Annotated in this window: 13 protein-coding genes; 7 read left to right on the top strand and 6 right to left on the bottom strand. The window is 38.1% G+C overall.

What is annotated here, in order from left to right:
• Positions 1-660 precede the first annotated feature (660 nt).
• The 5 genes from thrS to ESU54_RS14200 all read left to right on the top strand — a co-directional run bounded on the left by thrS (position 661) and on the right by ESU54_RS14200 (position 4,985).
• On the top strand, positions 661-2,607 hold the full coding sequence (thrS, locus tag ESU54_RS14220) for a threonine--tRNA ligase (protein WP_111844723.1): 1,947 nt from the start codon (positions 661-663) through the stop codon (positions 2,605-2,607).
• Between the two features lie 58 nt (positions 2,608-2,665).
• Entirely contained in the window at positions 2,666-3,178 is a 513-nt protein-coding gene (gene infC, locus ESU54_RS14215; RefSeq protein ID WP_262510806.1) for a translation initiation factor IF-3, read from the top strand.
• Between the two features lie 106 nt (positions 3,179-3,284).
• The gene (rpmI, locus tag ESU54_RS14210) at positions 3,285-3,482 is read left to right on the top strand and encodes a 50S ribosomal protein L35 (RefSeq protein WP_111844725.1); all 198 of its coding nucleotides are present in this window, start codon (positions 3,285-3,287) and stop codon (positions 3,480-3,482) included.
• 98 nt (positions 3,483-3,580) lie between these two features.
• Entirely contained in the window at positions 3,581-3,925 is a 345-nt protein-coding gene (gene rplT / locus ESU54_RS14205; RefSeq protein WP_111844726.1) for a 50S ribosomal protein L20, read from the top strand.
• Positions 3,926-4,037: 112 nt separating this feature from the next.
• Complete coding sequence (locus ESU54_RS14200; RefSeq protein ID WP_111844727.1) at positions 4,038-4,985, top strand: OmpA family protein; 948 nt, start codon at positions 4,038-4,040, stop codon at positions 4,983-4,985.
• A 42-nt stretch (positions 4,986-5,027) separates the two neighbouring features.
• Here ESU54_RS14200 and ESU54_RS14195 read toward each other — a convergent pair whose 3' ends face one another.
• The 6 genes from ESU54_RS14195 to tgt all read right to left on the bottom strand — a co-directional run bounded on the left by ESU54_RS14195 (position 5,028) and on the right by tgt (position 12,213).
• On the bottom strand, positions 5,028-6,287 hold the full coding sequence (locus tag ESU54_RS14195) for an asparagine synthetase B (RefSeq protein ID WP_111844728.1): 1,260 nt from the start codon (positions 6,285-6,287) through the stop codon (positions 5,028-5,030).
• A gap of 97 nt (positions 6,288-6,384) precedes the next feature.
• Complete coding sequence (dnaB, locus tag ESU54_RS14190) at positions 6,385-7,938, bottom strand: replicative DNA helicase (RefSeq protein WP_111844729.1); 1,554 nt, start codon at positions 7,936-7,938, stop codon at positions 6,385-6,387.
• Positions 7,939-8,106: 168 nt separating this feature from the next.
• Positions 8,107-9,060: an acetyl-CoA carboxylase carboxyltransferase subunit alpha gene (locus tag ESU54_RS14185; RefSeq protein WP_111844730.1), complete on the bottom strand. Its 954-nt coding sequence runs from the start codon at positions 9,058-9,060 to the stop codon at positions 8,107-8,109.
• 51 nt (positions 9,061-9,111) lie between these two features.
• Entirely contained in the window at positions 9,112-10,014 is a 903-nt protein-coding gene (locus tag ESU54_RS14180; protein WP_111844731.1) for a DMT family transporter, read from the bottom strand.
• Positions 10,001-11,080 (bottom strand): LptF/LptG family permease, encoded by a 1,080-nt coding sequence (locus ESU54_RS14175; RefSeq protein ID WP_111844732.1) that lies wholly within the window; start codon positions 11,078-11,080, stop codon positions 10,001-10,003. The genes ESU54_RS14180 and ESU54_RS14175 overlap by 14 nt, the downstream gene beginning before the upstream one ends.
• Before the next feature lie 2 nt (positions 11,081-11,082).
• On the bottom strand, positions 11,083-12,213 hold the full coding sequence (tgt, locus tag ESU54_RS14170; RefSeq protein WP_111844733.1) for a tRNA guanosine(34) transglycosylase Tgt: 1,131 nt from the start codon (positions 12,211-12,213) through the stop codon (positions 11,083-11,085).
• Positions 12,214-12,433: 220 nt separating this feature from the next.
• On the opposite strand from tgt, the gene ESU54_RS14165 reads away from it, so the two are divergent.
• Positions 12,434-13,279, top strand: a complete 846-nt coding sequence (locus ESU54_RS14165; protein ID WP_111844734.1) for a transketolase — start codon at positions 12,434-12,436, stop codon at positions 13,277-13,279.
• 17 nt (positions 13,280-13,296) lie between these two features.
• Positions 13,297-14,250 (top strand): transketolase family protein, encoded by a 954-nt coding sequence (locus ESU54_RS14160; RefSeq protein WP_111844735.1) that lies wholly within the window; start codon positions 13,297-13,299, stop codon positions 14,248-14,250.
• Positions 14,251-14,284 lie beyond the last annotated feature (34 nt).

Genomic DNA, 14,284 nt, shown 5'->3' with positions numbered 1-14,284 from the left:
ATACTCCAGTAAGAGCTCGACTCCCTCAAAAAAATCTCAGAAAATCTCACTTAGTTTAGTTTCTTTGTTGACTAACTACCTTTCGGTAATTAATCTACGCTGTCAATTTCAATATCTCAATGAACTTATGTTTCTATTTTTGCTCGCTTTCAAATCGTGTTTTGTAGTCACTCATTGTTTTAGCGGGTGCAAATGTACAACTCTTTTTTAAACCTGCAATACTTTTTAAAAAATATTTCAAAAATTTTCAAGAGCGTTGTTTTTGCTGTTCCGAACATTTCTATTTGTTCTTTTTAGCGGGTGCAAATATAGATTGCTTTTTCAATCCCACAAACTTAATTGGCGTTTATTTTGAATTATTTTTTCAGCAATTAACTAAGCATTTGAAAAGCTATAACTTAGCCTGAAAAATAATTTTAAATTAAAATATACCTTAATATATATACTATTTTCAAGAATGTAAATGCGCTAGGGATTGTGCAAGTTGTTTGCCCCCTCCCAATCTGCCCTTCGGCATATTGTGAATCAGGTAACGAAAGTCTTAAGGTTAACAGTAAAACTGCTGATGGAAACGCTAAAAAAAGTAATAACAAACCTCATAATGATTATTGCAAACCGCAGAAACTAATAGTATCTTTGCACCCTAAAATTTTTCAGTATATGATAGCCATTACCCTACCAGATGGAAGTGTAAAGCATTTTGATGCAGGCGTTACGCCAATGGAAGTAGCCAAAAGTATTAGTGAAGGATTTGCGCGAAACGTTATTTCGGCATCCTTTAATGATGTAACTATTGAATCCACCACGCCATTAATGGAAGATGGAAGCTTGGTGCTATATACATGGAACAACGACGAAGGAAAAAAGGCTTTCTGGCATTCCTCCGCTCATATTCTTGCGCAGGCTTTGGAGCAATTATATCCTGGTATAAAATTGACCATTGGCCCGGCTATTGAAAACGGTTTTTATTATGATGTAGATTTTGGAGATAGAACCATAGCGGAAAAAGATTTAAAGGAGATAGAAGATAAAATGCTAGAGATAGCTCGCGGAAAGCACGAATTTTCGCTGCGCGAATCTTCAAAGGCTGATGCCTTGAGTTATTATAAAAAACAAGGCAATGAATATAAAATTGAATTGATTGAGAACCTTGAAGATGGAACAATCACTTTCTGCGACCACGATACATTTACAGATCTATGCCGCGGCGGACATATTCCCAATACCGGAATTGTAAAAGCTATTAAATTAATGAGCATTGCCGGAGCTTATTGGCGAGGTGATGAAAAGAACAAACAACTTACACGTATATACGGAATCAGTTTTCCGAAGCAAAAAGACTTAACTGAATATCTTGAATTACTAGAACAGGCCAAACAACGCGATCACCGAAAGTTAGGAAAGGAACTCGAGCTTTTCACTTTTTCACAAAAAGTTGGTCAAGGACTTCCGCTTTGGTTGCCGAAAGGTGCGGCGCTTCGCGAAAGACTTGAGAATTTCCTGAAGAAAGCCCAGAAAAAAGCTGGATACGAAATGGTTATTACGCCACATATTGGCCAAAAAGAACTTTATGTTACTTCTGGTCATTATGATAAATATGGCGCTGATAGCTTCCAAACTATAAAAACACCACACGAAGGCGAAGAGTTTCTTTTGAAACCGATGAACTGCCCACACCACTGCGAAATATATAATAGTAAGCCTTGGTCTTATAAAGATTTGCCGAAGCGTTTTGCTGAATTTGGCACAGTTTATCGTTACGAACAAAGCGGTGAGCTGCACGGATTGACACGTGTTCGTGGTTTCACACAAGATGACGCACATATATTTTGCACACCAGATCAGTTGGATGAAGAATTCAAAAAAGTAATTGATTTGGTTTTATACGTTTTCGGCTCATTAGGATTCGAAAACTTTTATACACAAGTTTCCTTACGAGATCCAGAAAAGCCAGAAAAATATATTGGAAGTCTTGAAAATTGGGAAAAGGCAGAAAATGCAATCATTAATGCTGCTGAATCAAAAGGACTGGATTATAAAATTGAATACGGCGAAGCTGCATTCTATGGTCCAAAGTTAGATTTTATGGTGAAGGATGCACTTGGAAGAAGCTGGCAATTAGGGACAATTCAGGTAGATTATAACCTTCCCGAGCGCTTTGAATTGGAGTACAAAGGCAGTGACAACGAGATGCACCGCCCTGTTATGATTCACCGCGCACCGTTTGGAAGTATGGAGCGTTTTGTGGCAATTCTTTTGGAGCATACCGGCGGAAACTTTCCGCTTTGGCTGATGCCCGAACAAGTAAGTATATTATCATTAAGTGAAAAATATGAAAAATACTCACAAAAAGTTTTAAATTTGCTTGAAAATGACGAAATTCGCGCCCTTGTTGACAACAGGAACGAGACAATTGGCAAGAAAATTAGGGAGGCAGAAATGAACAAAATCCCATATATGTTGATTGTTGGAGAGCAGGAAGAAAAAGATGGAACGATTTCTGTACGTAAACACGGCGAAGGCGATCTGGGCACAATGACTCCAAAAGCCTTCTCTGAAATGATTCAACAAGAGATAAAAAAAGAATCGAAAGAATTTAATGTTTAACTAAAATTAGTCAGCCATAGCAATACGAAGAAAAAGAAGTAGAGGACCTGCAAGGATAATTAAGGAAGATCAACACAGAATCAATGGAAAGATTCGTGCTGAAGAAGTACGCCTTGTAGGAGACAATGTTGAAATAGGAGTTTATCCTTTAAAAAAAGCACGTGAAATTGCTGAAGAGCAAGAACTTGATCTTGTGGAAATTTCACCAAATGCAAACCCTCCCGTTTGTAAAGTAATAGACTATAAAAAGTTTGTTTACGAGCAGAAAAAACGTGAAAAAGTCCTAAAGGCAAAAGCAACCAAGGTTACCATTAAGGAAATCAGGTTTGGTCCAAATACAGATGATCACGATTACGATTTTAAAAAGAAACACGGCGAAAAGTTTTTGCAAGAAGGTTCAAAATTGAAAGCTTATGTTTTCTTTAAGGGCCGTTCCATTATCTATAAAGACCAAGGTGAAATTTTGCTTTTACGTCTTGCCCGAGATCTTGAGGAGTTCGGAAAAGTGGAACAAATGCCAAAACTGGAAGGCAAGCGAATGATTATGTTCATTGCGCCGAAAAAGAAGTAATCAGTATTTAGTTAATAGTATTGATTCAAATTAAAAAGAACACTTCAGATTTTTATTGAATTTGAAGTTTACGATAAAGCGAAATAATAAATAAAAAGTAGGAAACATGCCGAAACAAAAAACAAAATCCAGTGCAAAAAAGCGTTTTAAGCTTACAGGTACAGGTAAAATCAAAAGAAAGCATGCGTTTAAAAGCCACATCTTAACAAAGAAAAGCAAAAAACGCAAACTTGCATTGACCCATGATGGGTTGGTTGACAAGGCCGACGAAAGCAATGTTAAGCAAATGCTTCGATTGAAGTAATAACGTTTAACCGGTTAAAACAATTCATTTAAACCCTGGAGTAGTGCAATAAAAGTATTCACAAAGATGGATCGCCTGCTACAAAAACAATTAAAATTATGCCAAGATCAGTAAATTCAGTTGCGAAGAGAGCCCGCAGAAAAAAGGTTCTTAAACAAGCCAAAGGTTTCTTTGGAAGACGTAAAAACGTATGGACGGTTGCTAAAAACGCTGTGGACAAAGCGATGCTTTATTCATACCGTGACCGTCGTACCAAAAAGAGAAATTTCAGATCCTTATGGATTACCCGTATCAACGCGGGTGCAAGACAGCATGGAATGTCTTATTCACAATTTATGGGAAGTATGAAAAATAGTGGAATCGAACTTAACCGTAAGGTTTTGGCAGATTTGGCTATGAATCACCCAGAGGCTTTTGCCGCTATAGTAAACAAAGTAAAATAAGACATTTATAAACTATATTATTTCGCCTAAAAACCGTCTCAGCAATGAGGCGGTTTTTTTATGTAAAAACTTCAACTAAAGAAGTTTCAGTATCTTCGTTAAAAATAGACGAATGCTTCGTTCCTTAATTCTTCTTTTTATAATGTTTTTTGTTTCTCAAGGTTTTCTTTTTGCTCAAAAAGGAATAGGAAAACTATACCGAATAGATAGATATGAATCTATTTATCTTCCCTTGGGAAAGATTTCCTTTGCCGATAAACTGATTGAATATAAAGTTGGGGCGCCTGCTCCTATTCAAAAATACAGAGACAGTATGCAATGTCTTCACGAACCAAACTACAAAAATTACCAAACCCCAAATTTTATTTCTCTGGGATGCGGTGGTAGTTTGACCGTTGAATTTACTGACAATGGTTTTATGAATCTGCCAGGCGATGATCTTTATCTATTTGAGGTTGGACCCTCCCAAGAACCGGCAAAAGTTGAGATTTCGCAAAACGGTACAGATTGGATATATGCTGGAAAAATTGCAGGAGGAAAGTCTTCAATAGATTTAAGCAAAGCAGGAATTGACGATGAAACCGTTTTCTATTTTCTTAAAATTACCGATTTAAAAGACCTATGCAAAAGTAAAACTGCTGGAGCAGACATAGACGCCATTGGGGCTATTAACAGTGTAATAAAACTTACTATTGATGCTGATGTTTTGTTTGATGTCGCAAAATACGACTTAAAGGAAACAGCTAAACAGAGCATTGACTCACTTACAAAATTCATCAAAAAAGTGGATAAGGCAACTATATTGATTCAAGGCCATACGGATAGTGACGGAGACGAAACTTCAAATATGACGCTTTCTGAAAATAGATGTGTTTCCGTAAAGGATAGGTTGATGGAAATTTTTGGAGAAAACTCTTTATATGAATTTGAAATAAAGTCATACGGGGAAAGCAAACCACGCTTTCCAAATGATTCCGAAGAAAATAAACAGCAAAACAGAAGAGTGGAAATTACGGTTTTACCACCCAAAGATTATTACGAAAGTTTAATTAGGCAATAGCGAACTGGAAATTTGATATCTGAGATTTGGGATTTTAGAAATTTAGGTTTTCTGTTTCTTCTTCTTAGCTGCTGGAAACAAAACATTGTTTAAAATAAGTCTGTATCCTGGGGAATTTGGGTGGAGTGCCAATTCAGTCTTGGCATCCCCTACTCTATGTTGGTAGTCTTCTGGGTCGTGACCACCGTAGAAAGTAAAGAATCCTTTTCCTTTAATACCGTGAATGTAACGTGCTTCCCCATTACTTTTGTTTTCGCCCATCACCAAGACGTTAGATTTAATTTCATCAGGATCAAAAGAAGTTGTCTGCCCCATAAAACCTTTTACCAAGGCAGTGTGGTTTTGGCAAAGCATCGTCGGGATTGGGTCCCATTTGGCTGAATAATCCATTAATGTAAAATAATCGGACTCTTTAGAAATTCGCCGTTTTTCAGTCATATCAATACTCGAAAACTCATAGACCATTGGGCTTCGTTCCAAAATATAATCTTTAAAAGCAAAAGTTTTGCTGTAATCTATTTTACTTTGATAGCCCGGTTCGCTTGGATCGCCGTCAAACATAGGTTCGCAAATATCAACGCCTTCAGCGGAAAGGGCAATGTCAAAACTATCCGTTGCACTACACATTGCGAACATAAAGCCTCCGCCAATTACGTAATCGCGGATTTTTTTTGCGACGTCCAGCTTTTCTTCGGAAACTTTATTATAACCCAATTTTGCTGCGAGCGCTTCAGCTTTGTTCTTTTCTTCAATATACCAAGGTGCTGAACGATAAGCACGGTAGAATTTTCCGTATTGCCCGGTAAAGTCTTCGTGATGCAAATGCAGCCAATCATAAAGAATCAACTGATCGCCCAAAACTTCTTCGTCATAAATTACTGTATATGGAATTTCAGCATAGGTCAAAACCATAGTCACGGCATCATCCCAAGGAAGGTTTCCTTTTGGAGAATAAACAGCAATCTTAGGTGCTTTTTCCAGAACCACTGCGTCCATATTTTTGGAAGGACTGCTTATATCTGTAAGGATTTGTTCGGTTTTACTATCGGAAATCACTTCAAAGGAAACCCCACGAATCCGACATTCTTTTTGGATTTCAGGAGAATCGGGCATTAAAAAAGAACCGCCGCGATAGTTTAGTAACCATTTCACTTTTTGTTGCTTTTCTAAAACCCAATAGGTAATTCCGTAAGCTTTTAAATGTTCTTTTTGGCTTTCCACATCCATTGGTATAAGTATATAGGAAGCTGAAGCTTTTAAGGAGAAAAGGAATAGAAATATGATAAAAATAAAACGTGCCATCTTGCGAAGATAACGACAATTTTTAAGCCATGTTTTAGATATGAAAAATATAATTGGAATCTAAGTCCTTTCGACTGATCCGAAGTTAATATTTCAATTAAAATGGCACATCATTATCCTCCTCTATTGAGAAATCATTGTTCATAGAACTTCCGAAAGCCTCATTTGGCGAGGGAAGATTTTTTGTTTTGAAAGTGTCGTCATTAGCAGCATCGTTCATTCTGGAGTGAATTTCAGTTGGTGTATCAAAATTATCGAGACTTTCAAATTTACCCAGGTGACCGATAAATTTCAAACGAATTTCATCTAAACCTCCGTTACGATGTTTTGCTACAATAAATTCTGCCTGTCCTGCCGTTGGGGTGTGTTCTTCATCATCCCACTCGTCAATTTTGTAATATTCGGGGCGATAAATAAAAGAAACAATATCTGCATCCTGCTCAATCGCTCCAGATTCACGAAGATCAGAAAGTAATGGGCGCTTGCTGCCACCACGGGTTTCAACGGCACGGGAAAGTTGGGAAAGCGCAATTACTGGAATGGCCAATTCCTTAGCCAATGCTTTAAGGTTTCGGGAAATTGTTGAAATTTCCTGTTCGCGATTACCTCCTTTTTGGCTTCCGCCAGCAGTCATCAACTGCAAATAATCTACAATAATCAGCTTGATGCCGTGTTGCGATGAAAGTCGTCGTGCTTTTGCACGTAAATCAAAAATAGAAAGCGAAGGAGAATCATCAATAAAAAGTGGTGCTTTTTCAAGACCTTTCACTTTTACGTTCAATTGTTCCCATTCGTGTTTTTCAAGATTTCCCGTACGTAATTTTTCGGAACTCAACTGTGTTTCGGAAGAAATCAAACGTGTTATAAGCTGTACAGATGACATTTCCAAGGAGAAAAAAGCAACTGGGATGTTGTGTTCCACTGCAATATTTCGCGCCATAGAGAGTGTCAAGGCGGTTTTACCCATACCTGGACGAGCGGCGATAATTATTAAATCACTCGGTTGCCAGCCCGAAGTTAACTTATCAACCTTTGCAAAACCCGAGGGAACACCAGAGAGTCCTTCTTTGTTTGCTATTTCTTCGATTCTTTTTTTGGCCTGGATTACTAGGTTTTGAGCGGTTTCGGAAGAGCGCTTTATGTTCCCTTGTGTTACTTCGTATAATTTAGATTCGGCATTGTCCAAAAGGTCAAAAACGTCAGTGCTTTCATTATAGGAATCTTCTATTATTTCGTTCGAAATTTTTATCAAACTCCGTTGAATATATTTCTGAAGAATGATGCGCGCATGGAACTCAATATGTGCCGAAGAGGACACTTTTTGGGTCAACTGAATCAGATAAAACTCACCACCCACAAGTTCCAATTTTCCTTGCTTCTTGAGTTTCGTGGAAACGGTTAATAAGTCCACTGGTTGGCTGTCTTCAAACAAATTGTGAATAGCTTCAAAAATGTGTTGATGCGCCTGTTTGTAAAAAACCTCGGGATGTAAGATATCTATTACCTCATCAACCCCTTTTTTGTCAATCATCAAGGCTCCAAGCACAACCTCTTCTAAATCAAGTGCTTGTGGGGGTATTTTTCCCTTTTCAAGTGATATAACTTGGGCTGAGCGGGTTGAAAAACTAGTTTGAGGTTTGATTTTTTCCATTATGCGAATGTAAAGAAAATGTTAAGAGGAAGGAAGAACTTTCATCATTACGATATTAACCACTCATCAACAATTGAACTGTTGAAAACTCTATAATATTGTTGATAACCCCATAAAAAAACCGAGGCTTCCACCTCGGATTTACGTAATGTAAAGCTATAGTACAATCTAACTTTTGAACTCGCCCATTTCTAAATATTTTTCCATTCTATTTTTCACCAAATCGGTTGGGGATAACATTTTTAATACTTTATATTGTTTTTCAATTACACCTGCAACTGTTCTAAAAGTTTTCTCTCGGTCGCTATGGGCACCACCTAAAGGTTCCTTTACGATTTCATCAATAAGCTTTAGTTTTTTCATATCAATTGCCGTCAGTTTCAAGGCTTCTGCAGCTTGTTCTTTAAACTCCCAGCTTCGCCATAATATAGAAGAACAGCTTTCTGGAGAGATTACAGAGTACCAAGTATTTTCGAGCATCAATACTTTATCGCCAACACCAATTCCCAAGGCACCGCCGCTTGCTCCTTCTCCAATTATAACCACAATAATAGGCACTTTTAGACGAGTCATTTCTAAAATATTTCGGGCAATGGCTTCACCCTGTCCGCGCTCTTCAGCTTCCAAACCTGGGAATGCTCCTGGAGTATCGACAAAACATACCACAGGTAGATTGAATTTTTCTGCAGATTTCATTAAACGTAATGCTTTTCGGTAGCCTTCGGGGTTCGCCATTCCAAAATTTCTGAATTGACGGGTCTTTGTGTTATAACCTTTCTGTTGGCCTACGAACATAAAACTTTGATCGCCAATTTTTCCGAGGCCGCCAACCATTGCTTTATCGTCTTTAAAACCTCGGTCTCCATGAAGTTCCAAAAAAGAATCTCCACAAATTGCATTAATGTAGTCCATTGTATAAGGACGATCCGGGTGACGGGAAAGCTGCACGCGCTGCCAAGGAGTAAGGTTTTTGTATATTTCCTTTTTGGTGTCGTTCAGTTTCTTTTCAATCTGCTTACAAGTATTAGAAACATCCACATCGCTTTCTTGGCCGATAAGGCATGCTTTTTCGTACTGTTCCTGCAATTCTTTTATAGGGAGTTCAAAATCAAGATATTCCATAATTTTTTCCTTCGTTTTATAAAGGTTGGTGTACAAAGATAAAATTTTGTTTTAGGTGTTGGACAATCTTCTTCGTTTTCTTTCTTGTGTAATTTTAATGATACCATTGGCAATTACTGTAAGTAATATTATAAGGGCTCCATAATAAAACTGTGGACTCATGTTTTCAGAATCACCTAAAACAATGAGCGCCAAAATAATACCGTAAACGGGTTCTAGGTTTATAGTGAGCATTACCGTGTAAGGGCTGATCCATTTCATCACGTGGATTGAGGCTATAAATGCATATGCCGTGCAAGCGGATGCCAAAATGGCGAGATATATCCAATCATGGGTAGAAACCGTGAAAAACTCAAGAGTGAACTTTCCGGAAAATGCCAGATAGATACTTATTCCCAAAACGCCAAACATCAATTCATAAAAGGATATTGCTGATGCTTTATGCTTGAGAACAAATTTTCCGTTTATTACTGAGAAAAGAGCGCTTAAAAATGCTGAAATTAGCGCTAGAATAATTCCCAAAGTATAAGACGCTTCAACGTCAAAGATTATGTAAAGCCCCACTATCACAATGAGTCCGAACAATACTTCATATAGAATTATTTTTCTTCCGTAGAGCAAGGGTTCCAAAAGGGAGGCAAAAAAGGCTCCCGTTGAAAGTACCGCAAGTGTAACGGAAACGTTGGAAGCTTTGATTGCTCCAAAAAACGTGAGCCAGTGCAGCGCGATAATAATACCCGCTAAGGCAAAACTGCCCAAAGTTTTTAATGAAAATTTCAGGTTTTCCTTTCTTACTTTTAGAAACACAAAAATAATTACCGTTGCCAAAAGCATCCGGTACCAAACTAATGGTATGGCTTCCAAAGATATCAATGCACCCAAAACAGCGGTGAATCCCCAAATGAAAACTATAAAATGTAGGTGTAGGTAATTGAGGAGCTTATCGTTTCGCATTTCTTAAGAGATAGATTGCCAATAAACCGAACACAAAATTTGGGAACCAAGTTGCTATAAACGGAGAAAATGAACTTTGTTCGGCCATTGTGCCGAAAATTTTATCGAAAAAGATAAAAACCATTCCAATGCTTATACCAATGGCAAGGTTTACACCCATTCCGCCACGCCTTTTTACAGATGAAACCGCAACAGCAATAATGGTTAGAATATAGGCCGAAACAGGTAAACTCCAACGTTTGTAACGAACTACCTCATACCGATTGATATATGATGATCCACGTGCCTTTTCCTTTTTGATAAAATCGTTAAGCTCTGTAAAATTGAGTGTTTCCGCAATGTAAGTTACTGGTGTTAAATCTTCCATTGAAAAAGCAAAAACAGTATCCAGTGTGTGTTTGTTTTCCAGGATATCTCCTGTTTCGCCTATTTTTCGTTTGTTATAATTGAACAGCGTATAAGTGCTGTCTTTGTCATTAAATTTTATCTGAGACGCGCTAATTTTATAGGTCATTTTGTTGCCATCAAAATGTTCCAAAGTGAAGTTACTTCCTATCTTTTCGTTCACATTAAAATAGCTCACATAGATATAATCGTTGTCATTTATCTGTGTATAAACATTGCTTTGGTCCCTATCCTGTTTTCCTTTTTTGAGATAATCATAAGAAAACTCATTAAACCCTTTACTGGCTTTAGGAGCCAAATACATACTGAAAACTAGCGCTGCAATACAAACAATGGTAGCTCCAATAATATAAGGCCGAAGAAAGCGGTAATAAGAAACACCGCTACTTAAAAAAGCTATCACTTCGGTATTATTAGCCAATTTTGAAGTGAACCAAATAACCGAAAGAAAAAGAAACAGCGGAAACAGTAGGTTTGCGAAATAGATAGTGAAATTATAGAGATATATCATAACCTCCGTAAAAGGCACTTCGTTGTCTAGGATTTTGTCAATCTTTTCCGCAAGGTGGACGGTAATTCCTATAGGTATAAACAGCAATAAAAGGAGCGAAAAAGTGCCCAAATATTTTTTTAATATGTATTTGTCCAGTATGCTGAGCATCTTTACAGTCTTTGATCCAGTTTTTTGACCATGCTATTTTTCCATTGCGCAAAATCACCCGCTAAGATATGTTTTCTCGCCTCGCGAACCAACCATAAGTAAAAACCTAGATTGTGGATGGTGGCAATTTGCCTTCCTAGCATTTCATTAACGGTAAACAAATGCCGAAGGTAGGCTTTGTTATACTCGGTATCCACCCAAGTTATTCCCATTGGGTCTATCACTGAAAGATCGGCTTCCCACTTTTTGTTTTTGATATTTATAATGCCTTCGGAAGTGAAAAGCATTCCATTACGGCCGTTTCTGGTTGGCATTACACAATCGAACATATCTATACCAAGTGCGATATTTTCCAAAATATTAATAGGTGTTCCAACACCCATTAAATAGCGCGGTTTTTCTTTCGGAAGAATTTCTGTTACAATCGCAGTCATTTCATACATTTCTTCCGCTGGTTCACCAACAGAAAGTCCGCCAATGGCATTGCCTTCCGCTCCAACCGAAGCAATGTATTCCGCAGATTGCTTTCTTAAATCTTTATAAGTACTTCCTTGAACTATTGGAAAAAAAGTCTGTCCGTAATCGTATTTCAAAGGTGTTTTTTCCAAATGTTTTATGCAGCGATCCAGCCAACGATGGGTCATGTGCATGGAACGTTTTGCATAGTTATAATCGCAAGGGTATGGAGCACATTCATCAAAAGCCATAATTATATCGGCGCCAATTGTGCGCTGTATTTCCATCACATTCTCTGGAGTGAAAAAGTGATAACTACCGTCTATATGACTTTTGAATTTCACCCCTTCCTCTTTAATTTTTCTATTTGCCGAAAGTGAATACACTTGGTAACCACCGCTATCGGTCAAAATATTGCGGTCCCAATTCATAAATTTATGAAGCCCACCCGCTTTTTCAAGAACTGGCATTTGGGGTCTTAAATATAAATGATAGGTATTCCCAAGAATGACGTCTGGATTAATATCTTCCTTCAACTCCCGCTGATGCACTCCTTTTACAGTACCAACGGTGCCAACGGGCATAAATATTGGAGTTTCAATAACTCCATGGTCTGTGGTTATAGTTCCAGCGCGGGCGCTGCTTTGTAAATCTGTGGCTTCTAATTTAAAGTGCATTCAGCAATTTTTATTGAGGGGGCAAAGATAATTTTATTAATTCAGAATTGTGAATTATGAATTATGAATATTGCTTCAACTTACCGAAACCTTCTATAATATGAATTGAGAATTGAAGGGCATGTTAACAAAACCCTCAAATCGTTAATAAAAGCACACGCTTCAACTTTGAAGGGCTCGCTGAATGCTTTACTTTTGACACTGAAAATTAAAACACATTATGGCAGATTACAAAGCACTCGAAGATTTGGTGGTTCAAGTCAGAAGGGATATTTTACGACAAGTACACAAAGTAAATTCTGGCCACCCAGGAGGTTCATTGGGTTGTACCGAATTTTTTGTTGCGCTTTACAATGAATTGATGGAACGCAATGAAAAGTTCACAATGGATGGAATTGGGGAAGATCTCTTCTTTCTTTCAAATGGACATATTTCACCTGTTTTCTACAGTGTTTTGGCAAGAGCTGGATATTTTCCAGTGGAAGAATTGAATACCTTCCGTCTTTTGAACTCGCGTTTGCAAGGCCATCCAACTACGCACGAAGGGTTGCCAGGGATTCGTATTGCTTCTGGTTCATTAGGTCAAGGTATTTCCGTCTCCATTGGAGCGGCCCTCGCTAAAAAACTCAATAAAGACAAGCATATAATCTATACACTTTGTGGCGATGGCGAATTGCAAGAAGGTCAAAACTGGGAAGCTATAATGTATGCCGCTGGAAATAATGTGGACAACCTGATTGTAACCGTAGATTTAAATGGACAACAGATTGATGGTTCTACTAATAATGTGCTTCCAATGGGAAATGTAAAAGCAAAGTTTGAAGCTTTCGGCTGGGATGTGATGGATATTGAAAACGGAAATGATCTGAAAGCTATAGTAGCTGGGATGAAAAAGGCGAAAGAAAAAACTGGTAACGGAAAGCCTATTTGTGTTTTACTTCATACTGTAATGGGTAATGGTGTTGACTTTATGATGCACACCCACGACTGGCACGGAAAAGCTCCAAATGACGAACAATTAGAGAACGCACTTGCACAAAACCCTGTAACCTTGGGAGATTATTAAAATTGAAAACATTTCAGATGAAAAAATACACAGATACAGGCAAAAAAGATACACGTTCAGGTTTTGGAGATGGATTAACGGAACTTGGAAAGAAAAACAAAGATGTTGTAGCACTTTGTGCAGATCTTACAGGTTCATTAAAGATGGACGAGTTCAAGGAAAATAATCCAGAACGTTTCTTTCAAATAGGAATTGCTGAAGCAAATATGATTGGAATTGCAGCAGGATTGACTATTGGCGGGAAGATTCCTTTCACTGGAACTTTTGCTAATTTCTCAACAGGAAGAGTTTATGATCAAATTCGCCAAAGCGTTGCTTACAGTGGAAAAAATGTAAAGATATGCGCCTCACACGCCGGCATCACTTTAGGCGAAGATGGTGCTACACACCAAATTTTGGAAGATCTTGGGTTAATGAAAATGCTTCCAGGAATGACAGTAATCAATACTTGCGATTACAATCAGACCAAGGCAGCAACCATCGCCATTGCAGAATATGAAGGCCCTGTTTATCTTCGTTTTGGGAGGCCGAAAGTTGCAAATTTTACTCCTGCTAATCAAAATTTCCAAATAGGCAAAGCTGTTCAATTACAGGAAGGAACTGATGTTACCATCATTGCCACAGGGCATTTGGTTTGGGAAGCTTTACAGGCTGCAGAAACTTTAAACGCACACGGAGTTACCGCCGATGTAATAAACATCCACACTATAAAACCTTTGGACGATGAGGCGATTCTGAAGAGCGTTAAAAAGACAGGCTGTGTTGTAACTGCTGAAGAACATAACTTCCTTGGTGGCTTGGGCGAAAGTGTGGCACGTTTACTTTCTACACATCATCCAGCACCGCAAGAATTTATTGCTACACAAGATACTTTTGGAGAGTCTGGAACTCCAGAGCAATTGATGGATAAATACGGCTTGAATGCTTCGGCCATTGTAAGTGCTGTTCAAAAAGTCATTGCGCGGAAATAAAAACTGAACTCCAGATTCTTTATAAATTGAAAAG

Origin of the sequence: Aequorivita antarctica (assembly GCF_007997155.1) — a bacterium.
In the GTDB taxonomy this organism is placed as follows: Bacteria; Bacteroidota; Bacteroidia; order Flavobacteriales; family Flavobacteriaceae; genus Aequorivita; species Aequorivita antarctica.
This window is presented reverse-complemented; position numbering and strand designations above follow the sequence as displayed.

Excerpts from the sequence above, each read along its gene's own strand:
- ESU54_RS14200 (WP_111844727.1), top strand. The coding sequence starts at position 4,038 with ATGCTTCGTTCCTTAATTCTTCTTTTTATAATGTTTTTTGTTTCTCAA.
- tgt (WP_111844733.1), bottom strand. The coding sequence starts at position 12,213 with ATGCACTTTAAATTAGAAGCCACAGATTTACAAAGCAGCGCCCGCGCT.
- ESU54_RS14185 (WP_111844730.1), bottom strand. The coding sequence starts at position 9,060 with ATGGAATATCTTGATTTTGAACTCCCTATAAAAGAATTGCAGGAACAG.
- rplT (WP_111844726.1), top strand. The coding sequence starts at position 3,581 with ATGCCAAGATCAGTAAATTCAGTTGCGAAGAGAGCCCGCAGAAAAAAG.
- ESU54_RS14175 (WP_111844732.1), bottom strand. The coding sequence starts at position 11,080 with ATGCTCAGCATACTGGACAAATACATATTAAAAAAATATTTGGGCACT.
- ESU54_RS14180 (WP_111844731.1), bottom strand. The coding sequence starts at position 10,014 with ATGCGAAACGATAAGCTCCTCAATTACCTACACCTACATTTTATAGTT.
- rpmI (WP_111844725.1), top strand. The coding sequence starts at position 3,285 with ATGCCGAAACAAAAAACAAAATCCAGTGCAAAAAAGCGTTTTAAGCTT.
- dnaB (WP_111844729.1), bottom strand. The coding sequence starts at position 7,938 with ATGGAAAAAATCAAACCTCAAACTAGTTTTTCAACCCGCTCAGCCCAA.
- ESU54_RS14195 (WP_111844728.1), bottom strand. The coding sequence starts at position 6,287 with ATGGCACGTTTTATTTTTATCATATTTCTATTCCTTTTCTCCTTAAAA.
- thrS (WP_111844723.1), top strand. The coding sequence starts at position 661 with ATGATAGCCATTACCCTACCAGATGGAAGTGTAAAGCATTTTGATGCA.
- ESU54_RS14165 (WP_111844734.1), top strand. The coding sequence starts at position 12,434 with ATGGCAGATTACAAAGCACTCGAAGATTTGGTGGTTCAAGTCAGAAGG.
- ESU54_RS14160 (WP_111844735.1), top strand. The coding sequence starts at position 13,297 with ATGAAAAAATACACAGATACAGGCAAAAAAGATACACGTTCAGGTTTT.